Origin of the sequence: Vibrio sp. MED222 (assembly GCF_000153005.1) — a bacterium.
Taxonomy (GTDB): domain Bacteria; phylum Pseudomonadota; class Gammaproteobacteria; order Enterobacterales; family Vibrionaceae; genus Vibrio; species Vibrio tasmaniensis_A.
Genome location: NZ_CH902611.1, coordinates 253,127 through 278,294, shown reverse-complemented (window position 1 = coordinate 278,294; position 25,168 = coordinate 253,127). Strand labels below are relative to the sequence as shown.

Genomic DNA, 25,168 nt, shown 5'->3' with positions numbered 1-25,168 from the left:
ACGTTAGAGCTTCTTCTAGCCGGTTGTACGACGACAACATGTCACCGCTTCACCAAAGACCTTGAGGGTCATGTACGTCAAGCAGATGTTGTTGTGGTAGCCGTTGGTAAGCCTAACTTCATTCCTGGTGCTTGGATTAAGAAAGGGGCTGTTGTGGTCGATGTAGGCATCAACCGTTTGGAATCTGGCAAACTCGTTGGCGACGTTGAATACGATGTCGCGAAAGAGAGCGCAAGCTTCATCACACCAGTTCCGGGTGGTGTTGGTCCAATGACTGTAGCAAGCCTAATTGAGAACACAATGATTGCTTGTGAGCAGTTTCACTCGAAATAGTCCGCAATGACAGCTTCGATAGTAATACCGTTGGCATGAATTGCCTCGCCCTAGAGTAAAACAAGCTAGAGCAAAATTAGAAAGCCGCAGCGTGAAAACGTTGCGGCTTTTTTGATACTTAGCTATTCGTTTTTGAATCAGGGCAACTCGCTTTTGATGCAGTGCTCGTTGCTACTTATCTGATATCTCGACTTTTTCCGTCTGTTCAGAAGGCGGCGATAAACTAATGATCGCACACTCCGTTGATACCAGTTTTTCCAAATCAGAACCTTGTGTCACTAAACGGAAATCACCGCCAGTAATCACACCGAGTGGAATCGCTTTAGGATACAGGGCGTTAAACTCATTAAGGTCAAACGCTTCGGTCAAACCTGTACTCTTTACTTGGCAGCCTTGAGCCATCAAGGAGTTAAGCTTGGAATAGGTAATTCCTTCCGAAAACAGACTTCTGTTGCCATCTCGACTCACTGAATGCCTTTCGTGTTTAGTTTCTGTCGATTCAAGCTCAAACACCTTGTTTTCACCAAACTCATCTTGATAATGCATACTGACTAATGGGTTGGTTTGACGATAAGGCGAGACGATCATGGCGCGCCCTATCCCATCCAATTCCAGATTATTTTCCGCGTGATTTGAGGCTGGGTTACCAAAATAAACATTCAGATTATCCATACGCGCTAAGCGAATGCTCTCCCAGTTGGTATCGGCAAGTACACTGTTGATGTTGTGTGTCGCCAGCACTTTGGCAAACTGGCGTGAAAAATGAGTCGCACCAAAGAAGATAACCCCTTGTGCCTTCTCTTGAGTCACACCCAACCTTCTCGCCCACCAACTCGCGGTTAGGCTCTGAATCACAACCGTGCCTATGATGACCAAGAACACCATGGGAACCAGTAAATCAGCCCCTTCAATCAATTGCTTCTCTTGAAGTTTGATAGCAAACAGAGAAGAAACTGCGGCAGCAACGATCCCGCGAGGCGCCATCCAGCTCAAAAACCATTTATCTGCTGAGGTAAGATCCGTGCCGATCCCGCTGATCCACACACTCAGAGGACGAGCCACCAGCATGACGACCGCTAATAAGCCAATTCCGCCCCAACCTATCGAGAGGAAAGTCCCAGAATCGAGTCGACTCGCCAGTAAGATAAACAAGGCGGAAATGAGTAACACGGTTAGGGTCTCTTTGAACTCTATAATATCTTCAAGATCCAACCCTTTCACGTTGGCGAGCCAGATACCCATGATGGTCACGGTTAATAGGCCAGACTCTTCACTCAGATCATTAGAAAAAGAGAACGCCGCCAACATCAACGTTAGAACAGCCACGTTACGCAAATAGTGCGGAACCCAATGCCCTTTCAGCATCTTGGCAATCAAATAGCCGCCGATGATCCCTAAGCCTAAACCGATGGCTAGAGTCAGCCCCAAGGCCGACAGTACATGGCTGGTAGGATCGGCTGAAGAGACAATGTATTCGTAAACAAGAACAGCAAACAGGGCGCCAATCGGATCAATCACTATCCCCTCCCAGCGCAAGATACTCCCTAACGAAGATTTGGGCTGAATGCTGCGCAGCATGGGAACAATAACGGTTGGACCCGTCACCACCACTAAGGCAGCAAACAGCGCGGCTAATGGCCAACTGAAGTCCACAAAGTAATAAGCACCAACGACAATGCACGCCCATGTAATCAACATGCCGATACTCACTAGGTGCGTCACCATGCGACCATGACCTCTTATTTCCTTGAAATTCAGGGTCAATGCACCTTCAAACAAAATGATGGCGACACCTAATGAAATCAGCGGAAATAGCACGTCACCAAAAATGGCATCGGGATTAAGGATGTTAAGACCGGGACCTAAAAGTAGGCCGACAATAAGAAGAGGAAGAATAGCTGGAAGACGTAAGCGCCAGCCTAACAATTGACACGTTAAAGACAGCAGTCCAATTAACGCCAAAGAAGAAGTAATCGACAAATCCATTTGTGCCCCTAAAAAATTTGCACCACACCTTGTGATACAAACCTATTTGCTGAAACAAGAAAGCCTATGTCATTAAACTATAGGCTCTCTTTTTCATGCTAACCGAATATTAGTGTGATTAATCAGTCACTTTACTATAGGGGAAATAAAGTGACTGACTCATCCACTCTGTACTTATCATCTAGCTACAGAGAAAGCACCACGCCAGCGATCGCAGCGCTCATTAAGTTGGCAAGCACACCCGCACAAATCGCTTTGAAGCCATATTGTGAGATGAAAGAGCGACGCTCTGGAACTAAGCTACCCAAACCACCAATCAGAATCGCCATGGTAGAGATGTTAGCAAAACCACATAGTGCAAAAGTAACGATCGCTTTTGAGTGCTCACTCAGTGCATCTTTTACGTCCATTAACTGGATGAAAGCTACAAATTCGTTCACAACAATCTTATTACCGATCAGCGAACCTGCAACCACAGCTTCAGACCACGGTACACCGATCAGCCATGCAACGGGTGCGAACACATAACCTAGGATAAGTTCGAAGCTTAGGTTTACGCCAAACCAGCCACCAACAATACCTAACAAGCCATTCAGCATCGCAATCACACTGATAAAGGCTAGAAGTGTCGCACCCACCGCAACGGCAATACGAAGTCCAGACATAGCCCCATCTGCCATTGCCTCAACTACGTTTGTTGCTCGTGGAATCTCTACACCAGACTCAATATTTTCTTGAACATCCTCTGGGCTGCCTGGTACTAAGATTTTAGCCATCAATAGACCGGCTGGTGCCGACATAAATGCCGCAGCGATCAGATAGTTTAGGTCAACACCCAGCGATGCATAACCCACTAGCGTGCCGCCAGCAACAGAAGCCAAACCACATACCATCACAGCAAACAGTTGTGAGTCCGTCATATGTTTTAGGTAAGGCTTAACCACCAATGGCGCTTCGATCATGCCAACAAAAATGTTTGCCGTTGCAGATAGTGACTCCGCACGACCTGTGCCTAGAAACTTCTGCAAAGCACCGCCGATTATGTTGATCACCTTTGGCATAAAGCCGATGTGATACAAACCTGAAATCAATGCAGAGAAAAAGATAATGATGCCGAGAACGTTAATAGCGAAAACAAATCCGTTATTCGTTAGGCCACCGAATAGGAAGTTAATCCCCTCTTGACCGTAGTTGATCAAGCTAGACACCGCACCAGTAGCTGCATTCAGCGCTTCTTTACCCATTGGCACATAAAGAACCAATAGCGCGAATGAGATTTGCAGTAAGAAAGCCAAAGAGACAGTTCTTAGCGGGATATTTTTTCTGTCCGTAGATAGTAACCAAGCGGCTACTAAAATAGTGATAATTCCAAGTAGGGAAGCCATATGCGTCAACCTAAAAGTTGTAGGTAGGAAAGGCGACGCATTGTATAGAGGAAATCGTTTGCGGCAAGGTGCGGTTGTTAATGTGATGTTGGGATTATCAGCAACTTGCCCAAGGTTAGATTAAAGCATTGAATTTTAATGGATTAACTTGTTCAAAAAGCATACTTTTTCCATATGGAAATTATATTTATGAATTAGGAAACAATTAACGATGCAGCTCAACGCAAGTTTTGAGGTTTTTGTCCCAATACGTCGGCGAACCAACATGCTGTTTGATGAACTCAATCACTGCTGAAAGCTTCTTTGGCATGTTCTTTCGACTCGGATAGACGGCATAGAATGGCATCAACTGACTGGCTCTCCATTCTGGTAATACTTGGATTAACTTGCCTGTTCTAAACTCCTCTTTGACTAAATAAGTCGCCAAATAAGCAACACCCCACCCAGATACAGCTGCGTCTCGTACCGCTTCAGCTAAATCCACCGAGTAATCGCCCGCCACTTTGACACTGAGGTTTTCTTGCCCGTTATCAAACGCCCATGACGTGTAGTCTCGTTCACGGCTGCGATAGATAAGACAATTATGGTCAATCAGATCAGATGGCACATGAGGAGTGCCAGCTTTAATCAGATAATCCGGTGATGCGGCTACCACAAATTGGCTGTCGGCTAAACGCTGCGCTATATAACCTTCTGGCAGGTCTTCATTATTGGTGATCCAAAGATCCAAGCGCTCCTCAATCATATCCACTTTGTAATCGAACAAATGCACTTCAATTCTCAGCTGCGGATAGAGCTGTCTGAGCTGATCAATCGCTGGAATGATATGCAGTGTGCCAAATGACTGAGACAAGCCTATGCGGAATATTCCAGAAATGTCGTCACGCTGGCTATCCATATCCATTTGAGCCGCTTTCACCGTATTGAACAGCTGCTCACAATGCTGATAGAACACTTCCCCTGCTTCAGTTAGTGTCAGGCTGCGTGTGGTTCTTTGCACCAGCTTGATACCTATCGAATCCTCGAGCAAAGCAACTTGCTTACTGATGTGAGACACCGACACATTCAAACTTTTTGCTGCACTGGTAAAGCCTTCATGCTTGATTAACGCATGGAATATCACCATCTGTGCGGCTCTATCTGTTAGCACAAGGCCACCTTTAAAAATCTCTGAAATATAAAAGAAAAAGGACTCCGAAGAGTCCTTTAGTTCGTTCTGCCTATGGTAGGCCAAATGCTATTCAAAGCGACCTAAATCTGTTAACCAAATTAGCTCTAATAACCAAATTAAGGCCATTAATCAAATTAGGTCGATTAATCAAACTTAATTCTGTCTGCTAGGTGGCTAACTGCCAACGCAAAGTAGTAAGAACGATTCCACTTCATTAACACATTGTAGTTGTTGTAAATGAGGTAAGAACGGCCAGTTTCATCGTCTGGCATAATTAGCCAAGCTTTAATATCTTCATCAAGCGTTGGTAGTGGGCGATCGTCAAAGCGCTTAATACCGAGTTCAGACCACTCTTTTAAGTATTTCGCTTTGTCTTCGCCTCGGCCTTGCATTTCAATAGACACAGTCGACGGTACGTGAACCTGACGGCCCCAAGTATATTTGTCATCCCAACCCGATTGGCTGAGATAATTCGCCGCTGAAGCAAATACATCTTCTTCAGTACCCCAAATATCTTTCTTGCCATCGCCGTTACCGTCAGCGGCATAAGCTAAGAATGAGCTTGGCATAAACTGAGGTTGTCCCATCGCACCAGCCCAAGAGCCTTTCATCTCTTGTGGTGCAATATGGCCTTGATCAAGAATCTTCAACGCCGCCATCGCTTCGCTACGGAAGAAGGCTTCTCTACGTCCTTCATAGGCCATAGTTGTGAGAGCATCAATAACACTGTAGTTACCCGTGAACTTACCAAAGTTACTCTCAACACCCCATAGCGCGACAATGAATCTTGGTTGAACACCATATTCATCACCAATGCGCTTCAACGCTGAATAATGCTTCTTATAAAGCGATCTCGCCTGCTTCACTTTCCAATCTGGAACCGCGCGTGGAATGTATTCATCCAGAGTCAGTTTTTTCTCAGGTTGATTCTTATCGGCTTTCACCGCTCTTGGCTTAAACGTCACACCATCAAAGGCCTGATCAATGATCGTTTCAGAGATGCCTTCTGCACGGCCTTGCTGCTTTAGTTTCTCTACATATTGCTCAAAGCTCAGCTCTTCAGCCTGAACTGAACCAATCGTCAGGCTATTACCCAATAGTAATGCCGACACAGCCAATATGGTTTTCGAAAATTTACTCAACGATCACTCCTCCCTGAATTAAGGTAGCTATCACTCTTCGTCTTGAACGTTTTGCTGAGCTTTACGCTCTTTATGAAGTTCAAGTTCATTAACCGGTGGTGGCGGAACCTGCAAAAAGAAACCATCGGTGTTCAGTGATTCTCTCACTTTATCGATGTTCACTTGCGCCAGTTTACGGCCATCCATTTTAATTACCATTACAAAACTAGGTTTACCAAACATTTGCATCAATGCGTCAGGAACTTGTGAGAAATCATCCTTCTTAGGGATATAAAGGTATGTTCCTTCTTTCTTTGAACTTTTATATATAGAACACAGCATGACAAACCTTTTTATTGTTTATGACTACAAAACTCTCACTTACGAGATCAATAGTTTATGTTAAGGGAAATATTGGGAACAAAACGTTCATTTGACAACAAGATTACTTGCTGTGCTTGGTTTGGGAATATAACATGATAAACCAAGTTTCAGGCAACGCCCTTTATTTTATTGATAAAGAAATTGTACCAATCCGCTATTGAGGTCCTGTAGTTTTCGATGTCTAGTAATCCAGATCTAAAAGGTAGCAGTTTTACGCTATCTGTTTTGCACTTATCCGATGATCAAGTCGAAAATGCGGTGTCTTTTCTTCAAGAAAAAGTAAACCAAGCTCCCACTTTTTTCGCTGCTGCGCCTGTTGTTATCAATATTAGCAAAGTCGCGGGTGATATCGATTTTGTGCAACTGAAAGAGGGTATATCTCAAGCGGGCATGATCCCAGTAGGTGTGGCTGGTTGTTCGGATAAACGTATGCAGAACCTAGCGAAAGAAGCTGGTTTTGCAGTGATGACAGCCAGTAAATCGCCTTCTCAAGCTCCAGCGAAGATGGCTCCGATAAAAGTGGTGAGAACGCCTATTCGTTCTGGTCAGCAAGTGTATGCAAAAGATGGCGATCTATTGATCCTCAGCCATGTGAGTGCTGGCGCAGAAGTCATAGCCGATGGCAGCATCCATATCCATGGTACTTTACGCGGTCGTGCGATTGCAGGCGCGAGTGGTCAAACTGAAGCAAAAATAATTTGTAATGATTTACAAGCCGAGCTGGTTTCCATTGCTGGAAATTACTGGCTCAGCGATCAAATTGAAAGCGAGTACTGGCAGAAGAAAACCATGTTCAGTATGGCAAACGATGTATTACACGTTGATGTCCTCGCAATATAAGAGAAATAAAAAGGAAAACAAAATGGCACGCATTATCGTTGTAACGTCAGGTAAAGGCGGGGTAGGCAAAACGACCTCCAGTGCAGCTATTGCCTCAGGCTTAGCTTTAAAAGGGAAGAAAACCGCAGTTATCGACTTTGATATCGGTCTGCGTAACCTAGATTTAATCATGGGTTGTGAGCGTCGTGTTGTGTACGACTTCGTTAACGTTATCAATGGCGAAGCGACACTGAACCAAGCGATGATCAAAGACAAGCGCACAGAGAATCTATTCATTCTTCCGGCTTCTCAAACTCGTGATAAAGATGCACTAACAAAAGATGGTGTTCGTCGTGTATTTGATGAACTAGATGAAATGGGCTTTGATTTCATCATCTGTGATTCTCCTGCAGGTATCGAGCAAGGCGCTCTGATGGCGCTTTACTTTGCTGATGAAGCGATTGTTACGACTAACCCAGAAGTTTCTTCTGTACGCGATTCAGACCGTATTCTCGGTATTCTTGATTCTAAATCTCGTCGCTCAGAAGATGGCTTAGAACCAGTGAAAACGCACCTTTTACTGACTCGCTACAACCCAGCACGTGTAACTCAAGGTGAGATGCTAAGTGTGGAAGACGTTGAAGAGATTCTTCACATCTCTCTACTGGGTGTCATCCCAGAGAGCCAAGCAGTACTGAACGCGTCGAACAAAGGTGTTCCAGTTATTTTTGACGAAGCAACCGATGCAGGTATGGCTTACAATGATACTGTAGAACGACTACTGGGTAGCCAAGTGGACTTCCGTTTCTTAACGGAACAGAAGAAAGGCATCTTCAAAAGACTGTTCGGGGGCTAATTCGCAATGTCATTACTAGAGTTTTTTAGACCACAAAAAAAGACAACCGCAAACCTAGCTAAAGAGCGTTTGCAGATCATTGTTGCCGAGCGACGCAGCCATGACGACCCAGCGCCGTCTTATCTGCCGCAACTAAAAGAAGACATCTTGAAGTGTATTGCGAAGTACGTTGACGTCGATCCATCAATGGTTGATCTGACTTTCGAACACAAAGATGACGACATCTCAGTATTAGAGCTGAACGTCAAACTTCCAGAAGAAGACCGATAAGCAGAGCTCGAGCGGTGCTTATCACGATTCAATAAAAAAGAGAGCCTAGGCTCTCTTTTTTGGTATTTTAACTTGTGTCTAAACGCTATAAAATATTAAGAATTCTGCATACGCTTTTTCAGTCGAGCTAAGTCAATTTCACTAGAGCGAACGGTCAACTTAATGCACTCGTAATCGTACTCTTCTTTAACCACACTCATGTTTGAGCGAATCTCTCCGATGATGCCTTGTCCTGAATAAGGGATGGTGATCTCTTCTTCGATCATGCCTTCTTCAGCAACACCAACGATGTACTTGTGCAGTTTCGTGATATCTAGCGGATCTCGAGTCGACGTTAGCATCGCATCTGGGAATTCTTCGATCAGCTCTAATTGCTGCTCTTCAGTCAATCTATCGCACTTATTCAGAACTAATAGTTTCTCGCTGCCTTCTACACCCACTTGAGCTAATACGTCGTGTACCACATCAAGTTGTGCGCGGAATGAAACGTCAGAAGCATCAACCACATAAAGCAGCAATGAAGCATCATGCGCTTCTGCTAGCGTTGAGTGGAATGATGCAACCAGATCGTGTGGCAATTTCTTGATGAAACCCACTGTATCTGAAACCAGAATACGCGGTTGAGTAATCGGCTGAAGCGCACGAACCGTCGTATCTAGCGTTGCGAACAGTTTATCTTCACCGACCACTTCGGTTGCGGTCATTGCACGCATCATCGAAGACTTACCGGCATTGGTGTAGCCAACTAAAGCAACAGTGAAAAGCTCCGCGCGCCTTGTGCGTCGGGTCTTCATTTCATCTTGTACGCTTACTAGCTCACGCTTAAGCGCAGCAATTTGGTCACGTACGTTACGACGGTCTAGCTCTAGTGAAGTTTCACCGGCGCCCTGACCCATTTGGCGTTCTTTATCGCCCTCAGCCGTTTCACGAAGTCGTGGCACTAAGTAGTTTAGACGAGCGATATCAACTTGCAGACGAGCAGTACGAGTACGAGCGTGGCGGCTGAAGATTTCGATGATGATGCCAGTACGGTCAAATACTTCCACACCCAAACTCGCCTCAACAGTACGCATTTGAGATGGACTTAAATCACAGTCAAATACCACAACATCAGCGGCACCGTATTGGAAGTTGCCCGTTGGAAGATCATCAAAATCTAGCTCATCGATTTCAGAACTAAAATCAAACGACTCATCAATAAAATCTTCATCTTCTGCTTCTTCAATAGAGCCTTGATAACCAGTTAGGTGTGCAATTTCAGCAAGCTTACCGGCACCCAGCACATTCTGTCTTTGAGATGAACTGTGGTGTTGCGATTGCGTACCGACGACTTTAAACCCTAGGGTTGTCACTAAGCGAGCAAGTTCGGCAAGAGACTCTTTTGCTTCGTCACCTTTAAAATCCGGTGTCGTAATAGAAATAAGTAAAGCGTTATTCGCCGCTGGTTTTGCTGTTAGTTTCATGTATTCTTCTGTTTATGCACCAAGGTGCAGCCTAGTTTCTGGTCTAAAGTAGTGTGATCCTACGCGTTTCTACGTCAGCTTTATAGAGCTAAGGGATACTAAATCACGATATTATTGCAGTAGAAGCATATATATCGTTTATCCCTCTGTTTTTATAAGGGATAAAAAGCAAGTATAGCCAACGAAAAAGGCAGCATCACCTTACTTATTAGTAGTTGGTGATACTGCCTTTGATTTAGACATGAACTTTGATTGTTAAACTAACTCAATAACTAGAAGTTAGAAGTTAGAAGTCGATTCTCGCTTCAGTCTGAGCATCGAAGAATACCGCCTTTGATAAGTCAAAATGAAGCGGTGCCATTTGCCCAACCGACACTTCAAACTCTGGTGACAAACGACACGCGACTTCTTGGTCGTTCACTTTAACCATTGCGATGGTATCTGGCCCTGTTGGCTCCAACACTTCCAATTGCAGATCTAGCTTTGTAGTTGCCGACACATCATCACCTTCTTGCTCAGTGATGTGTTCTGGACGCAACCCAATCACCAACTCTTTGCCATCTTGGTCACGCATACTCTGAGGCAATCGAATGTGGTGTTCTTGCTCCGCCGTGCCAGTTACTTTGATGATCGGATTCTGATCGTCGTCCAAATCCACCATGGTCTTAATGAAGTTCATTGATGGTGAGCCCATAAAGCCCGCTACGAACATATTGTTTGGCTTGGTATAGATCTCTTGCGGTGTGCCTAACTGCTGCAGTTCACCGTCTTTCATTACTGCGATGCGATCCGCCAGAGTCATCGCTTCGATTTGATCATGGGTTACATAAACAATCGTGGTATTCAGCTTCTGGTGCAGACGTTTAATCTGATGGCGCATCTCAACACGCAGCTTGGCATCCAAGTTAGAAAGCGGCTCATCAAACAGATACAGCTTAGGACGACGAGCTAGAGCGCGTCCCATCGCGACACGTTGACGCTGACCACCAGAAAGTTGCGACGGTTTACGATCAAGCAACTGTTCGATTTGCAGCATTTCTGCCACTCGATTTACTTCAGCATCAATCTCTTGCTGCGGCATCTTGCGAATCTTCAAACCGAAAGCGATATTGCCACGCACCGTCATGTTTGGATACAAGGCGTACGACTGGAATACCATCGCGATATCGCGATCTTTAGGTTCAACCTGCGCCACGTCTATGCCATCAATTACAATCTCACCCGAGCTAATATTCTCTAGCCCAGCGATGGTGTTCATCAAGGTGGATTTCCCACACCCCGAAGGGCCGACAAGTATCAAAAATTCCCCCGAATCGATACTAATGTCGATGCCCTTTAACGTTTCGTTGTCCGCGTTGCGATAGGTTTTACGGATCTGTTTTAAATCTAATGTTGCCATGGGTAATTATCCTTTTACTGATCCTGCCGTTAGGCCACGAACAAAATATTTTCCTGCGAAGACGTACACCAACAGCGTTGGCAAGGCAGCGATGATCGCGGCAGCCATATCGACGTTATATTCTTTAACGCCTGTGCTGGTGTTGACTAGGTTGTTTAATGCCACGGTAATCGGCTGTGTCTCTGAGCCCGAATACACCACCCCGAATAAGAAATCGTTCCAGATTGCGGTGAACTGCCAGATCACTGTCACCATGATGATAGGTGTAGAGATCGGTAATAAGATCTTAAAGAAAATGGTAAAGAAGCCTGCGCCATCCAGTTTTGCTGCTTTGATCAATTCATCAGGAATCGAGATGTAGAAGTTACGGAAAAATAGAGTCGTAAACGCCATGCCGTAGATAACGTGCACAATCACCAAACCGATGGTTGTGTTTGCTAAACCCATCTTGCCAAGCATGGTTGCCATTGGCAGCAACACCACTTGGAATGGGATGAAGCAACCAAACAACAACAAGCTAAAGAACAGGTTTGAACCTCTAAATTGCCATTTCGTCACGACATAACCATTGAATGCACCGAGCAATGTTGAGATCGCAACCGCAGGAATCACCATTTGGAACGAGTTCCAGAAGTAACCTTTAATACCTTCACATTTCACGCCCGTACAGGCGGTATCCCACGCTTTATACCAAGCATCGAACACCCACTCTTTCGGCAAGCTCATTAAGTTACCCGCTTTGATGTCAGGCAGAGTTTTGAATGACGTCAGCGCCATCACGAACAATGGCATTAGATACACTAAACAGAAGAAAAGCAGTGCTGAATAAATAAAGATTCGAGCAAAATTGATGTTATTCATCATGACTTTTTCTCCCTAAGTTCAGAGTAAAGATAAGGCACGAGAATCGCTAAGATACCGGCAAGCATCATCATGGCACTGGCAGCACCAAGGCCAATTTGTCCGCGAGTAAAAGAGTGTGCGTACATGAATAGCGCAGGAAGATCCGATGAATAACCGGGGCCACCCGCTGTCATTGCCGTCACAAGGTCGAAGCTCTTAATCGCAATGTGAGAAGTAATGATCACCGCACTGAAGACCACAGGGCGCAAACAAGGCAGAATGATTTTGAGATAGATGGTAGGTAAGCTTGCCCCATCAATTTGCGCCGCTTTGATGATTGAAGAATCGATGCCACGCAGACCTGCTAAGAACATCGCCATCACAAACCCTGAAGACTGCCAAAGTGCTGCGATAACCAAGGTATACACCGACATTTCGGAGTCGACTAGCCAGTCAAATTTGAAGTCAGTAAATCCCCAATCTTGCATCAGTTTTTCAATGCCAAGACCCGGATTAAGAATCCATTTCCACGCCGTACCCGTCACAATGAATGACAACGCCATTGGGTAGAGATAGATGGTACGAATCGCCCCTTCTTGACGGATGTTCTGGTCAAGCAATACCGCTAAACCAACACCAAGCAAGATGGCAATCGCCATAAATAGAAAACCAAACACACCGAGGTTGGTGATTGAGGTAATCCAGCGATCGTTATCCATCAGCTTTTCATATTGGGTTAAACCAACGAAATTAAAGCTCGGCAGAAATCGAGAGTTGGTGAACGACAACGCTGCCGTCCAAAATATGTAGCCGTAGATACACACCACGGTCACTAACGCAGTCGGCGCCAGTACAATTTTAGGTAACCAATGTTGCAACCTGTCAGCAAAACTCGGTTTCGGTGCAGGCTGGCTCCTTGTGGGTTTTGGAGTCGACTCAGTCAAAACATGCTCCATAACTTATCCTTGTTGCACAATCGAGCCAATGGCTTACCTTTCGGCACCACATCAGCATCACGCATATCAGAATTGGGAGTGAAGAGCAGATAGGCTCCCTACGAGCCTACCCACCCTGGGGGTTCGATAAAGCAACACAGCCCGTCACTCACGTGCGTTGTGTGTCACTTATCAAGTTAGATTAGATAGCCGCTTTCACTGCTTTTGCTAACTTAGCTGCCGCTTGTTTAGGATCGGCATCTTTCTCGTTGAAGAAGTTGGTCACTACGTCATAGATAGCGCCTTGAGCATAGCTTGTTGTCGCTAGGCCGTGAGCCATACTCGGAACAAGATCGCCCGATTCAGCACTCGCTTTGAAAGTAGCCATTGAATCCAACGCACATTGGTCGAATTTAGACATGTCCATATCTAGACGTACAGGGATAGAACCTTTGTTAAGGTTGAAGACTTCTTGGAAATCTTTGGTAAGAATGGTTTTCGCTAGGTCTTGCTGCGCTTTTTGGTTCTCTTGGTCGCTTAACTCAAAGAACGCAAAGCTATCGATATTGAAAGTAAATTGGCCGGCAGTACCTGGAGCTGGTGCACAGATGTAATCTTTACCCGGCACTTTGCCTGCCGCAGTAAATTCACCTTTCGCCCAGTCACCCATGATCTGCATCGCTGCTTCACCATTGATAACCATTGAGGTTGCTACATTCCAATCACGACCAGGAGAGTTGCTGTCGATGTAATCACGCATCTTTTTGAACTTGGTGAACACTTCCACCATTTTGTCGCCAGATAATACGTCCATATCAAGATCAACGAACGCTTTGTTGTAGTCTTCACTGCCTAGTACATCAAGTGCCACGGCTTCGAATACGGTCGCGTCTTGCCAAGGCTGACCACCGTGAGCTAATGGAATGAAGCCAGCCGCTTTAATCTTGTCTGCAGCAACAAAGAACTCATCTAATGTCGTTGGAACTGTCACACCCGATTTTTCTAAAACAACAGGGTTTGCCCAAAGCCAGTTAACACGGTGAACGTTGACAGGAACTGCCACATATTCACCATCCCACTTCATCACTTTAGTCACTACTTCTGGTAGTAGTTCATCCCATTGTTCTTGTTTAGCAGTCGCATCGAGAGACGTTAGAAAACCTAAACCACCCCACTCCTGAATATCATGACCTTTAATCTGCGCTGCAGAAGGTGGATTGCCCGATACTGCTCGCGTTTTCAAAACAGTCATCGCACTTTCACCGCCGCCACCAGCAACTGCGAAGTCTTTCCAAGTATGGCCTTGTTGTTCAATCATCTCTTTCAGTACGGCAGCGGATTTCGCTTCGCCACCGGCAGTCCACCAGTGGAGCACTTCCACTTCACCAGCTTGAGAAAATGTTGAGGCAGCAAGAAGAGATAGAGTAAGTAGGGTTTTATTGATTTTCATTATTATCTTCCATGTTTAGCGGACTCGACGTCCGGTTCATTAAAGAGTCTACTTATTCTGACTGGTAAGATTGAAACAAAAGGTAAGCCCAATGTAACAAGATTGTTACACTACACTTCTAAGCCTGTTGGGATATAGACTTTGACTTCCAAGCCACCTTGAGAGGAGTTGCGAATAATGAGATCTCCACCGTGTCCGTGCAGGATATTTCGGCAGATCCCGAGGCCAAGTCCGTGTCCTTGATCATCCGTTGCTAGCCTAAAATAGGGTTCAAAAACCATCTCTAACTTGTCTTCAGGAATGCCATTCCCACGGTCTTGAATAGTCACGACAACCCAAAGCTCATCACCACTAACTTCCACGACAGCTGATGAACCATACTTAACCGCGTTGTCAATTAAGTTGGTCAGTACACGCTTAATCGCCAGTGGTTTCGCGACCAGTGGCTCAATGACGACCGGCTCAAACTCAACTTTTTTCTGATACTGGTTATGAGATTCAATAACAGAAAGTACCATTTCGTTGAGGTCAATAATGGCATTGTTCTCGTGTAGATCGGTGTCTCTTACTGCTTGCAAAGCACCTTTAACCATCATCTCAAGCTCATCGAGATCTTTATTAAATTTGTCTTTCTTTACTTCACTCTCCAACAACTCTGCACGCAATCTTAGACGTGTTATTGGTGTCTTTAAGTCATGGGAGATCGCAGAAAAAAGGTGCTCTCGGTCGGCAACATAGCGACGAATCCGTTGCTGCATGCGATTAAAGGCTCGGGTTGCGGTGACCAGTTCAGTCGCCCCTTCTTCGTTTAGCGGAGGCTGCTGAATATCCATACTCATCTCATTGGCCGCCCTTGCTAACTTTTTCAGAGGACGCACTTGGCGACGAATCATCAAGTAAGTTAGAACCAGCAGAATAAGCGTTGAAGAAACTAAGAAGATCACCTGCTCTCTGCCAAGAATCGTATCGTCGAGTTTCACATATGGAGCAGGCAACAATGCCGCAATGTATACCCATTCGTGACTGGTCAATTCGATTTGTACAACCAGAATGGGTGGATTCAGCGGTTCTAACGTTAAAGTATGATGTGCCCAAGATCGCGGGAGATCGCTTAAGTAGATGTCGTTTTTAAGCAAGCGAAGGTGTTCAGGTCGAGAAAAATCTACCCGCACTGACGCCACTTTATTGAGTTTGCTACTCAAAACACTTTCTATCGCTTCAATCGAGGCTGTTTTTAAACGGGTATCGGGGATCGGTTCGACAATCAAAGCCTCTTTATTGAAAGAAACGAAGAAGCGCGTACCGCCCATATTCCGTATTTGATCCAGCACGATATGACGATATTTAACGGGTAGAGATTGGAAAAAAGTCACCGTTGAAGCAAACATGTTCGCCATGCTCGACGAGGCAGAACGAATTCCTTCCAGCTCTTTGTGTTTTGATTCGCTATACCATATAGACGTTGCGATGCCTTGAGCAATCACAACGGCTAACAACGTCAACAATAAGGTTCTTGCGACCAAAGAGTTTGGTTTTAATCGACTCAACCAGTTCATAGGAAATACTTCATTGGCAAGGTGTTCATTAACAGCACTTGATTATCAATGTTCATACTGAACCGGCACAGCAAGAATGTAGCCATTACCGCGCATGGTTTTGATGTAGTGAGGATATTTACCACTGTCGCCCAATCGGCTTCTCAGGCGGCTAAGCTGTACGTCAATGCCACGTTCAAAAGGCAGCGCTTCACGGCCTCTGGTAGCGAAAGAGATGGTGTCACGGTCGAGAACTTCGTTAGGACGAGTTAAGAACAACATCAACAAAGAAAAGTCACTGCCCGACAAGTCCATCTCTTCTGAGTTTTCGTTGTGATAGATTCGGTGCGCGAGCGTATCGAGCGTCCAATCACCAAAAATAATCTGCTTTGGCAATGCATCACTTGGCTTGTCGTCCACCACTTGTACACGGCGTAATAGCGCTTTGATTCGAGCCATTAACTGACGAGGACTAAACGGCTTCGCGATGTAATCATCTGCACCAATTTCTAAGCCGATAATCTGATCGGTTTCATCCGATACCGCTGTCAGCATAATGATAGGCACATTGGATTGCTTTCGTACTCGCTGACACAAGGTAAAACCGTCGTCACCGGGGAGCATCACATCGAGCAGAATCAGGTCGGGATAACCTTGGTTTTGCAGGTGGTTTTCTAATTCAACACCGTCTCCCACAGAAGAGACATCGAAACCTGATTTTGTGAGGTACTCTTCCAGCAGCTCGCAGATTTCTTGATCATCATCCACCACGAGAATTCGAGTATTTGTTGGCATCGCCCAAACCTATTAAATTTACAACTTATTCACATAGTGTATAGGCTGGCCGATTATTTGATTATTAACATGTTTGTAAAGTTAGACGAACAAACAGATAAAGATCACATCTTAGTGACCTCTACCTGTACTTAGCGACTCAAAGAATCATAGGAGGTTAAGAGGAACAGCTGATTTCCATTGCTTTGCCCCACTCAGGCGGCAAGGCAGCAAGATGTTCGTAGTCAGGATGTTCCGCATAAGGGTCTGCCAGCACCACCATTAGTGCATCAATATCGCTGCTATCACCGCGCTCAGCTTTATCTATCGCAAGCTGGGCTAGGTAATTTCTGAGGATGTATTTAGGGTTCACCTGTCTCATCTTTTCACAGCGATCTGCCACTGAACTGTCTTCTAATTCGCAGCGTTGCAAGTAGTTATCCACCCATAGCTTTGCGGCCTCGCGGTCGATAACCAAATCAATCACGTCTTGCGGCAGCAATGTATCTAGGTTCGACAACGTTCTAAAGAATCTTGGGTAGTCGACTTTGTTTTGCGACATCAACTCAAACATAGATTCAAACAAACGGCTGTCACCTTCTTGTTTCGAAAGCAGCCCCAACTTACGACGCATCATCTGACTGAAATAGCCATTCATTTGTGGCTCGTACTGTTCTAACGCACCCTCAAGTTCGGCTTTATCCACCAGCGGCGAAAGTGAGTGCGCCAGTGCCGATAGGTTCCACAATCCAATTCTAGGCTGTTGATTGAAAGCATAACGACCTTGGTAATCCGAGTGATTACAGATCAAGCGAGGGTCATATTCATCTAAGAAGGCGAACGGGCCATAATCGAAGGTTTGCCCTATGATCGACATGTTATCGGTGTTCATCACCCCATGAGCAAAACCATTCGCTTGCCACAGCGCGACCATTTCCGCAGTGCGATCAACAACCTGATTAAACATAGCAGCGTAGGGTTTGTCGTCATCGAGGCATTCCGGGAAGTGCCATTCGATGACTTTATCGGCCAATAATTTATGTTCTGCCAACTGATTGGTATAAAACAGATGTTCAAAGTGACCAAAACGGATGTGTGACTCAGCAGCACGCACCAGCAATGCGCCCCACTCTTGCTTCTCTCGATAAACGGGTGTGTCGCTAGTCATCATCGCCAATGCGCGAGTAGTTGGGATATTAAGCCCCGCCATCGCTTCGCTACATAGATACTCACGAACCGTTGATCGAATAACAGCACGACCATCGCCCATACGAGAATAGGGAGTTTTACCCGCACCTTTAAGGTGTAAGTCGAACGTTTCACCACTTTTCGCGACAACTTGAGCTAATAACAGCCCTCTTCCATCACCTAAATCAGGGTTATAAGAGCCAAACTGGTGGCCTGCGTATTTCATTGCTACTGGCGAAAATTGCTCAGGTTCAACATTGCCTGATAACGTCTCAAGCAACTCCTCGGAAGTGCATTCAAATGACGGAAAGCCTAGTTCATTCGCAAGGTTATGGTTCCATGCGAGCCATTGAACATTGCTGAGCGGTGTAGGTTGAATTGGGGTATAGAACAATCGAGGTAATGCAGTAAATCGATTGTTAAATGAAATAGAATCCCAGACAGACATGAGAGATACACTGTAGATAAAAGATAACTTAAGATTATCACAGTTTGATAACAACTTCAGATCAGGTTATGCAGTGAGTCTATTGAGATAAAGGGGGTTAATCAGACAAAGAGATTATTCAGAGAAAAGGTTACTGAGAGGAAGGTTAAGTGGCTAGCCTGATGAGAAAAGCCACATTTACGAGTGTAAGAGTTCTAACTTTGAAGACTTTTTGAAAAGTATATTCATAATAAAACTGAAAATATAGAGCCATGAAGCTGACTACATTAGAGCAAGAATACCCAGAAGAGAAAGGGTAGAGAAAATCCAAGTACGACTGATTACGCCAAAATTACTGTGTTGAATCATTTCTTGATGCTGCATATATCTCTCCTGAGAATGTGATGGTGTAACACCAATATATCGACTTTATGCCGATATCAGCAAGCACATTAATATTAACCTTTTATTACAGCCTGAATAATTTTCTGTAACTATTCAGGCCTTTAATAAATTGAAAATTACGCTCTGCTTGTAGTAGAAAGCAGCGCCCCAGCACCGATAAAGACACCACCAGTCACACGATTAAAAACCTTGGCTCTACCTTTAGCAAACAACCAATTTGATGATTTCGCACCTAGGTAGGCATAAACCAGTAACCAAGACAATTCCATCACAACGAAGGTCAAAGCGAACACCAAAAATTGAGGAAATAGCGCTATCGATGGGTCAATAAACTGAGGAAAAAGTGCGGTAAAAAACAGGATAGCTTTTGGGTTACTCGCACCAACAATAAAGCCACTGACATAATGCTGTGCAGCGCTTTCTTTAACTGGTTGAGAGCCTGCTTGTTGATTCGATAACTTGTCGTAATCTTGCTGACTCGATCGTAACGACTTCCAACCGAGATAAATAAGGTAAGCAGCCCCCGTCCACTTAATGATATTAAACACCACTTCTGACGAAGCAATGATCACCCCTAAACCGGTAAAAGATAACGTAAGGATTCCGGTAATGGCAGTCACGCTACCCAAGGCGGTAAATATCGATAACTTAAAGCCAGATTGCACCCCCTTAGTCATGCACAACAAAGAGCTTGGCCCTGGTGATGCCGTTAAGATCAACACCGCTAGCAAATAATAAATCCATGTATCAAAGGTCATCGCGAATTCTCCTTAACTCACTAAAACGACTAAATATTGAGCACCAATATGTGATAGCTATTCATATTAAGCAACTAAATATTGAGCAAGTTCACTCTGTGTTGCTTACTTATCCATTAAATTTCGGCAATAAAAAACGCCATGCATTACTGCATGGCGTTTAAATTCAAACGTTTCAAATAGAACGTCTTATCAGGTTCTAACCTTAAGTTTCCAGCCTAATCTCTAAGCTAAATCTCTAAGCCAAATCCCTAAGCTAACGACTAACAGTAACCTAGTCTTTGTAGATAGAGAACTCATCCGCGCAAGCAACAAGCTGCTCACGAGTGATCATGAATACGCCATGACCACCGTTAGAGAATTCAATCCAAGTGAATGGAATCTCTGGGTACTGATCCATCATGTGAACCATTGAGTTGCCCACTTCACAGATCAGAATACCATCATCAGTTAGGTAGTCTGGTGCGTTTGCCAAGATACGGCGAACCAATTTAAGTCCGTCAGTTCCCGCTGCTAGGCCAAGTTCTGGCTCGTGAGTAAACTCATCTGGCAGGCTGTTCATATCTTCTTCGTCCACGTAAGGTGGGTTCGATACGATCAGGTTGTATTTCTCTTTTGGCAAGTCACGGAAAAGATCTGAACGGATTGGGAACACTTGCTGCTCCATGCCGTGATCTTGAACGTTCTGCTCTGCAACTTGCAGTGCGTCTGTAGAGATATCAATCGCATCTACTTCTGCGTCAGGGAATGCATGAGCACAAGCAATAGCAATACAACCACTACCCGTACACATATCCATGATGCGAGTTGGCTCTTCAATTAACCAAGGTTGGAATTGAGCTTCGATCAGCTCACCAATTGGAGAGCGAGGCACAAGAACGCGCTCATCAACGAAGAACTCAAGGCCACAGAACCAAGCTTTATTAGTTAAGTAAGCCGTTGGTGTACGCTCATTGATACGCTTGATTACGCGCTCAACAATACGCAGACGTTCGCTACTTGTTAGACGAGAGTTCATCACATGCGAAGGAACATCAATCGGTAGATAAAGAGTAGGTAAAATTAGTTGTACCGCCTCATCCCACGCGTTATCAGTGCCGTGACCATAAAATAGGCCCGCTGCGTTAAAGCGACTAACAGTCCAACGAATCACATCTTGAAGCGTGTGTAGTTCTGATACCGCTTCTTCTACAAAAATCTTATCCAAAATTGTCTCCGAAAAGCGCTACAATACTGCTAATTACGTTTCTAATTAGAATTCATAACCTGATGAGCAAAAAAGACACCGACTTCGATGACGATTTCGCCCTGTTCAACGATGCAGTAAAGGGCGTTAAAAAGTTGCAACAGGATACCATAGTCCAGCAGCCAAAAAGAAATGCCAAGCAAAAAGAAATTACTCGAACGGCAAGACAAGCCAGTGACAGCGAGTTTTATTTCTCGGATGAGTTCATTCCACATCTTAGCGAAGAGGGGCCTACACGTTATGCGCGCGATGATGTCTCTAAATATGAGGTGAAGCGCTTACGTCGTGGTGTCTATGTACCGGATGTGTATCTTGATATGCACGGTATGACTCAACAAGAAGCCAAACGTGAACTTGGGGCTATGATTGCGCACTGCGTGAAAGAGAGCGTAGCTTGTGCCTGTGTACAGCACGGCATTGGTAAACACATCCTTAAACAGAAAGTGCCTTTGTGGTTAGCACAGCACCCAGATGTGATGGCTTTTCACCAAGCACCTTTAGAGTTCGGTGGCCATGGGGCGCTACTGGTTTTACTTGCTATCCCAGATAAATAGCCATCGACTTGCTCTTTATTCTAAAAAGTACGTCCAGCACCTTGTCGTTTGGTCGAAATAATCCGTTAGAAACAACAAAGGGCATCTCAATAATCATGAGGTGCCCTTAAATTTATCTTGAGAAAACGGTCTCAGCTATGGATTAATGTTCCAAAGCAACTCGCCTTTTTGTTTTTCAAGGTCGAATTCAATACACGCGAGCCCTGAGGTTGGGAACATAGGTGGCGCCATGCCCGTCGCAAATTCAGCCGTTAAATAGCCCACTAGAGGTAAATGAGAAACAAATAAAATGGTCTCTAGCTTTTCTACTTCAGCCATTGCTATGGTCAAATCAAACACATCGTCAGACATTCCGTAAGGCGTAATATCATCACAGGTTTCTACTTTCTTTCCAGAAAACGCTTGAGAGATTTCTAACCACGTTTCTTGTGCCCTCAAGTATGGGCTCACAAGCACTTTATCGAACTGGCTAAACCCTTGCTCATTTGCAGCTTGAGCTACCGCAAGAGACGCCATTTTACCGCGCTTCGTTAACGCACGTTCTGCATCCGAGTTAGCAAAATGTTCTGCTTCACCGTGGCGCATTATGAATATTTTCATGTTCAGTCCTGTCTACGTAACATTTCGAAAGTCGATATATCCCATATCAGCGATACGCTACTTAGCGTTTGGCTCTCAAACTAGAGAAACCGCAGTCTATATAAATAATTATATCAAGTCACTTGCTAAAGAGTTCGACTTTCTTAACAATCTTATTAAAAGAAAATAAATCACTGATAAAAATCGATAAAAGTGATTTAGAAGTCGCCAAAAAGCACTTCATATCCCAAAATATGATCGCGAGGTTTGCACCTTAAATCATCGCGTACATAATTTAAAAACCACCTGCTCTGGAGATGCATCTGTGCATTTAAGCCCTAATGATGAACATCAATACCGTTACATAACATTGGATAACGGGTTGAGAGTACTGTTAGTTCACGATCAGAACGCTCAAAAAGCTGCAGCCGCACTCGCCGTTAATGTCGGGCATTTTGATGACCCTACAGACCGAGAGGGTTTAGCTCACTACTTAGAGCATATGCTATTTTTGGGAACTGAAAAGTATCCAAAGGTCGGAGAGTTCCAAAGTTTTATCAGCCAGCATGGCGGTAGCAACAACGCTTGGACAGGAACCGAACACACCTGCTTCTTTTTTGATGTTGAATTGAATGCCTTTGAAAATGCACTCGATCGCTTCAGCCAATTTTTTACCGCCCCCCTGTTCAACGAAGAAGCCTTAGACAAAGAACGCCAAGCCGTTGATTCAGAGTATAAAATGAAACTCAACGACGACTCGCGACGCTTGTACCAAGTGACCAAAGAATTGGTAAATCACTGTCACCCATTCTCGAAGTTTTCTGTCGGTAATATCGATACGTTGGGTGACCGAAACGGCGAGACGATTCGACAAGAGATCTTGGCTTTCCACCAGCAGCAGTACTCTTCAGACTTAATGACACTGACGCTGTCTGGTAATCAATCATTAGACGAGATGCAAAGTTGGGTTGAGGAGCGTTTTAGCTCGATTACCAACCACCAACTACAAGGCAAGAAGGTTGAAGTACCGATTGTTGGCGAATTAAGCACGGGGGTACAAGTACACGTTAAACCGATCAAAGAAGTGCGCAAACTTATCTTAACCTTCCCAATGCCAAGCATGGATGAACACTACGGTATTAAACCATTATCGTTCTTTGCACACCTTATCGGTTACGAAGGAGAAGGCAGTTTGATGATGCAACTCAAAGAGAAAGGCTGGATTACTTCCCTCTCCGCAGGTGGCGGCGCAAGTGGCAGTAACTATCGTGATTTCACAGTCAGTTGCTCATTAACCATCGAAGGTTTAACCAAAACCGATAACATCATCCAAGCGGTGTTCCAGTACATTAAGTTGATTGAACAACAAGGTATTGAAGAGTGGCGTTACCTCGAAAAACGGGCTGTTTTGGAATCAGCCTTCCGCTTTCAAGAGCCCTCAAGACCACTTGATGTCGTCAGCCATCTCGTTATCAACATGCAGCATTACCAAGAGCAAGATGTAGTGTATGGCGATTACAAAATGTCGCATTTCGACGAAGAGTTACAACGTTCTCTGCTTCCTTACTTAACCGTCGACAACATGCGGGTCACCATTGTTGCTCAAGGGTTCGAATATGACAGAGAAGCGAAATGGTACTTTACGCCCTATTCGCTCACACCATTTAGCGCTGAGCAAGTTCAATGCTTTACATGCATTAACCCCGGCTGGCAGTTTGAGCTCCCAAGCAAAAACCCATTTATTTGCTACGACTTAGACCCTGCAGAGCTCGAAGGTGACGCTAAGCACCCACAACTGTTAGAAGAGCTGGACGGCTTTAAGTTATGGCACCTCCAAGACCATCAATTTCGAGTTCCAAAAGGTGTGGTGTATATCGCTATAGATAGCCCACACTCAGTTGCCACCCCGAGAAACATCGTTAAAACACGCTTGTGTGTAGAGATGTTCTTAGACTCGCTTGAAAAAGATACGTATCAAGCTGAGATTGCTGGCATGGGCTACAACATGTATACCCATCAAGGTGGTGTCACACTTACTCTATCTGGATTTAGCGAGAAACAGCCACAGCTGCTCAATATGATTCTTGAACGTTTCCAAGCACGCGACTTTAGTTCAATACGATTCGAAACGATTAAGCATCAATTGCTCAGAAACTGGAATAACGCATCGCAAGACCGTCCTATCTCGCAGCTATTCAATGCGATGACGGGAATCTTACAGCCAAATAACCCGCCCTATTCCGTCTTAATTGAAGCGCTGGAAACAATAGAAGTCGACGAACTTTCTTCTTTTGTTCAAGCTATTTTGGCCGAACTGCATGTCGAAATGTTTGTGTATGGTGACTGGAAAAAAGCCGATGCGAACAAGATGGCTGAAACGCTAAAAGATGCCCTGCGTGTTCAAGATCAGGCTTACGAAGAGTCACTGCGCCCTTTAATCATGCTGGGTGATAACGGTAGTTTCCAACGCGAAGTGGTCTGTAATCAAGATGACTCAGCCATTGTGGTTTACTACCAATGTTCAGATATATCACCTACAAATATTGCACTGTATTCATTGGCCAACCACTTGATGTCAGCCACTTTCTTCCACGAGATTCGTACTAAGCAGCAGCTAGGCTATATGGTCGGCACTGGTAATATGCCATTGAACCGACACCCAGGTATTGTGTTGTATGTGCAATCGCCTAATGCAGCCCCAGCAGATCTGTTGGCTTCCATAGACGAGTTCCTCAATGCCTTTTACATGGTATTGCTAGAGCTTAACGACTATCAATGGCACAGCAGTAAACGCGGTCTTTGGAATCAAATTTCAACGCCAGATACCACCTTGCGTGGTCGTGCTCAACGCTTATGGGTTGCGATAGGCAATAAGGATTTGGAATTCAATCAGAGGGATCGCGTGTTAGAAGAGCTCAAAGGTCTGACTCGCTCAGACATGATGCGCTTTGTGGTTAGCCAACTAAAACCTCGTACAGCGAATCGTCTGATTATGCATGCGCACGGCAACGCTCATAATGAAGAAGAGAAGTTGTCGGCAGGTGTTGAGATTGGCTCAATTGATGAGTTTCAGTTGCGTCCTAAAGACTGTGAGCTTGGTTAGTCGTTGTTATTAAAAAGATCAGAAGGTTGATGTGAAAGCATCAACCTTTTTTATTGGGTGCAACACAAGAGCAGATCTCCTATTACGCTCCTTCGTCGCTTTAGGAGATGACGGTAGTTTTGATTGAGGTGTGTTGACCACCTTCCTAATCAACACAATAGCTTACTTTTTACATCTCAATCGT

At 44.8% G+C, this 25,168-nt stretch carries 21 protein-coding genes and 1 pseudogene; 6 read left to right on the top strand and 16 right to left on the bottom strand.

The features are described from left to right. Nucleotides 1-333 (top strand): annotated as a pseudogene (locus MED222_RS01860) (bifunctional methylenetetrahydrofolate dehydrogenase/methenyltetrahydrofolate cyclohydrolase); the annotation flags it as partial. A 171-nt stretch (nt 334-504) separates the two neighbouring features. Here the strand turns inward: MED222_RS01860 and MED222_RS01865 are convergent. The 5 genes from MED222_RS01865 to MED222_RS01885 form a co-directional block, all read right to left on the bottom strand. Then, nucleotides 505-2,319 (bottom strand): cation:proton antiporter, encoded by a 1,815-nt coding sequence (locus MED222_RS01865; protein WP_009848492.1) that lies wholly within the window; start codon nt 2,317-2,319, stop codon nt 505-507. 185 nt (nt 2,320-2,504) lie between these two features. Next, entirely contained in the window at nt 2,505-3,704 is a 1,200-nt protein-coding gene (locus MED222_RS01870; RefSeq protein WP_009848493.1) for a NupC/NupG family nucleoside CNT transporter, read from the bottom strand. A 205-nt stretch (nt 3,705-3,909) separates the two neighbouring features. Next, on the bottom strand, nt 3,910-4,830 hold the full coding sequence (locus MED222_RS01875; RefSeq protein ID WP_009848494.1) for a LysR family transcriptional regulator: 921 nt from the start codon (nt 4,828-4,830) through the stop codon (nt 3,910-3,912). Nucleotides 4,831-5,018: 188 nt separating this feature from the next. Then, nucleotides 5,019-6,017: a lytic murein transglycosylase gene (locus MED222_RS01880; RefSeq protein ID WP_009848495.1), complete on the bottom strand. Its 999-nt coding sequence runs from the start codon at nt 6,015-6,017 to the stop codon at nt 5,019-5,021. A gap of 30 nt (nt 6,018-6,047) precedes the next feature. Further along, nucleotides 6,048-6,338, bottom strand: coding sequence for a YcgL domain-containing protein (locus MED222_RS01885; protein ID WP_009848496.1), 291 nt, complete (start codon nt 6,336-6,338; stop codon nt 6,048-6,050). A 219-nt stretch (nt 6,339-6,557) separates the two neighbouring features. On the opposite strand from MED222_RS01885, the gene minC reads away from it, so the two are divergent. Genes minC through minE form a run of 3 tightly spaced genes read left to right on the top strand, consistent with a single transcriptional unit; the run spans nt 6,558 to nt 8,325 of the window. Beyond that, nucleotides 6,558-7,220 carry a septum site-determining protein MinC gene (gene minC, locus MED222_RS01890; RefSeq protein ID WP_009848497.1) on the top strand — a complete coding sequence of 221 codons (663 nt, stop codon included), beginning with the start codon at nt 6,558-6,560 and terminating at the stop codon, nt 7,218-7,220. A gap of 22 nt (nt 7,221-7,242) precedes the next feature. Then, on the top strand, nt 7,243-8,055 hold the full coding sequence (gene minD, locus MED222_RS01895; protein ID WP_009848498.1) for a septum site-determining protein MinD: 813 nt from the start codon (nt 7,243-7,245) through the stop codon (nt 8,053-8,055). A 6-nt stretch (nt 8,056-8,061) separates the two neighbouring features. Further along, nucleotides 8,062-8,325, top strand: coding sequence for a cell division topological specificity factor MinE (gene minE / locus MED222_RS01900; RefSeq protein ID WP_009848499.1), 264 nt, complete (start codon nt 8,062-8,064; stop codon nt 8,323-8,325). 95 nt (nt 8,326-8,420) lie between these two features. Here the strand turns inward: minE and hflX are convergent, their stop codons facing one another. The 10 genes from hflX to prmB form a co-directional block, all read right to left on the bottom strand. Then, nucleotides 8,421-9,788 (bottom strand): GTPase HflX, encoded by a 1,368-nt coding sequence (hflX, locus tag MED222_RS01905; RefSeq protein ID WP_009848500.1) that lies wholly within the window; start codon nt 9,786-9,788, stop codon nt 8,421-8,423. Between the two features lie 286 nt (nt 9,789-10,074). Then, nucleotides 10,075-11,187, bottom strand: coding sequence for an ABC transporter ATP-binding protein (locus MED222_RS01910; RefSeq protein WP_009848501.1), 1,113 nt, complete (start codon nt 11,185-11,187; stop codon nt 10,075-10,077). A 6-nt stretch (nt 11,188-11,193) separates the two neighbouring features. Next, nucleotides 11,194-12,051, bottom strand: coding sequence for a carbohydrate ABC transporter permease (locus tag MED222_RS01915; protein ID WP_009848502.1), 858 nt, complete (start codon nt 12,049-12,051; stop codon nt 11,194-11,196). After that, nucleotides 12,048-12,986: a carbohydrate ABC transporter permease gene (locus tag MED222_RS01920; RefSeq protein ID WP_009848503.1), complete on the bottom strand. Its 939-nt coding sequence runs from the start codon at nt 12,984-12,986 to the stop codon at nt 12,048-12,050. Before MED222_RS01920 ends, MED222_RS01915 begins: the two co-directional genes overlap by 4 nt. A gap of 181 nt (nt 12,987-13,167) precedes the next feature. Next, a complete protein-coding gene (locus tag MED222_RS01925; RefSeq protein WP_009848504.1) occupies nt 13,168-14,415 on the bottom strand; it encodes an ABC transporter substrate-binding protein in 1,248 nt (415 codons plus the stop codon). 110 nt (nt 14,416-14,525) lie between these two features. After that, nucleotides 14,526-15,971, bottom strand: coding sequence for an ATP-binding protein (locus MED222_RS01930; RefSeq protein ID WP_009848505.1), 1,446 nt, complete (start codon nt 15,969-15,971; stop codon nt 14,526-14,528). A 45-nt stretch (nt 15,972-16,016) separates the two neighbouring features. Further along, nucleotides 16,017-16,745 (bottom strand): response regulator, encoded by a 729-nt coding sequence (locus MED222_RS01935; RefSeq protein WP_009848506.1) that lies wholly within the window; start codon nt 16,743-16,745, stop codon nt 16,017-16,019. A gap of 157 nt (nt 16,746-16,902) precedes the next feature. Then, nucleotides 16,903-18,360, bottom strand: coding sequence for a protein adenylyltransferase SelO (locus tag MED222_RS01940; RefSeq protein WP_009848507.1), 1,458 nt, complete (start codon nt 18,358-18,360; stop codon nt 16,903-16,905). A gap of 500 nt (nt 18,361-18,860) precedes the next feature. Then, nucleotides 18,861-19,502 carry a LysE family translocator gene (locus MED222_RS01945; protein WP_009848508.1) on the bottom strand — a complete coding sequence of 214 codons (642 nt, stop codon included), beginning with the start codon at nt 19,500-19,502 and terminating at the stop codon, nt 18,861-18,863. A 274-nt stretch (nt 19,503-19,776) separates the two neighbouring features. Next, nucleotides 19,777-20,709, bottom strand: a complete 933-nt coding sequence (prmB, locus tag MED222_RS01950) for a 50S ribosomal protein L3 N(5)-glutamine methyltransferase (protein ID WP_009848509.1) — start codon at nt 20,707-20,709, stop codon at nt 19,777-19,779. 62 nt (nt 20,710-20,771) lie between these two features. Here prmB and smrB point away from each other — a divergent pair, with 62 nt between their 5' ends. Next, the gene (gene smrB, locus MED222_RS01955) at nt 20,772-21,302 is read left to right on the top strand and encodes an endonuclease SmrB (RefSeq protein WP_009848510.1); all 531 of its coding nucleotides are present in this window, start codon (nt 20,772-20,774) and stop codon (nt 21,300-21,302) included. Nucleotides 21,303-21,437: 135 nt separating this feature from the next. On the opposite strand, the gene sixA is transcribed toward smrB, so the two are convergent. Continuing rightward, a complete protein-coding gene (gene sixA / locus MED222_RS01960) occupies nt 21,438-21,902 on the bottom strand; it encodes a phosphohistidine phosphatase SixA (RefSeq protein ID WP_012603460.1) in 465 nt (154 codons plus the stop codon). Between the two features lie 304 nt (nt 21,903-22,206). On the opposite strand from sixA, the gene MED222_RS01965 reads away from it, so the two are divergent. After that, nucleotides 22,207-24,984 (top strand): insulinase family protein, encoded by a 2,778-nt coding sequence (locus tag MED222_RS01965; RefSeq protein WP_009848512.1) that lies wholly within the window; start codon nt 22,207-22,209, stop codon nt 24,982-24,984. Nucleotides 24,985-25,168 lie beyond the last annotated feature (184 nt).

Bases quoted from the DNA above. Each gene is read 5' to 3' on its own strand.
- MED222_RS01940 (WP_009848507.1), bottom strand. From the start codon at position 18,360: ATGTCTGTCTGGGATTCTATTTCATTTAACAATCGATTTACTGCATTA.
- hflX (WP_009848500.1), bottom strand. From the start codon at position 9,788: ATGAAACTAACAGCAAAACCAGCGGCGAATAACGCTTTACTTATTTCT.
- MED222_RS01930 (WP_009848505.1), bottom strand. From the start codon at position 15,971: ATGAACTGGTTGAGTCGATTAAAACCAAACTCTTTGGTCGCAAGAACC.
- minD (WP_009848498.1), top strand. From the start codon at position 7,243: ATGGCACGCATTATCGTTGTAACGTCAGGTAAAGGCGGGGTAGGCAAA.
- MED222_RS01915 (WP_009848502.1), bottom strand. From the start codon at position 12,051: ATGATGAATAACATCAATTTTGCTCGAATCTTTATTTATTCAGCACTG.
- MED222_RS01925 (WP_009848504.1), bottom strand. From the start codon at position 14,415: ATGAAAATCAATAAAACCCTACTTACTCTATCTCTTCTTGCTGCCTCA.
- minE (WP_009848499.1), top strand. From the start codon at position 8,062: ATGTCATTACTAGAGTTTTTTAGACCACAAAAAAAGACAACCGCAAAC.
- MED222_RS01865 (WP_009848492.1), bottom strand. From the start codon at position 2,319: ATGGATTTGTCGATTACTTCTTCTTTGGCGTTAATTGGACTGCTGTCT.
- MED222_RS01935 (WP_009848506.1), bottom strand. From the start codon at position 16,745: ATGCCAACAAATACTCGAATTCTCGTGGTGGATGATGATCAAGAAATC.
- minC (WP_009848497.1), top strand. From the start codon at position 6,558: ATGTCTAGTAATCCAGATCTAAAAGGTAGCAGTTTTACGCTATCTGTT.
- sixA (WP_012603460.1), bottom strand. From the start codon at position 21,902: ATGAAAATATTCATAATGCGCCACGGTGAAGCAGAACATTTTGCTAAC.
- MED222_RS01885 (WP_009848496.1), bottom strand. From the start codon at position 6,338: ATGCTGTGTTCTATATATAAAAGTTCAAAGAAAGAAGGAACATACCTT.
- MED222_RS01875 (WP_009848494.1), bottom strand. From the start codon at position 4,830: ATGGTGATATTCCATGCGTTAATCAAGCATGAAGGCTTTACCAGTGCA.
- MED222_RS01945 (WP_009848508.1), bottom strand. From the start codon at position 19,502: ATGACCTTTGATACATGGATTTATTATTTGCTAGCGGTGTTGATCTTA.
- smrB (WP_009848510.1), top strand. From the start codon at position 20,772: ATGAGCAAAAAAGACACCGACTTCGATGACGATTTCGCCCTGTTCAAC.
- MED222_RS01920 (WP_009848503.1), bottom strand. From the start codon at position 12,986: ATGGAGCATGTTTTGACTGAGTCGACTCCAAAACCCACAAGGAGCCAG.
- MED222_RS01870 (WP_009848493.1), bottom strand. From the start codon at position 3,704: ATGGCTTCCCTACTTGGAATTATCACTATTTTAGTAGCCGCTTGGTTA.
- MED222_RS01910 (WP_009848501.1), bottom strand. From the start codon at position 11,187: ATGGCAACATTAGATTTAAAACAGATCCGTAAAACCTATCGCAACGCG.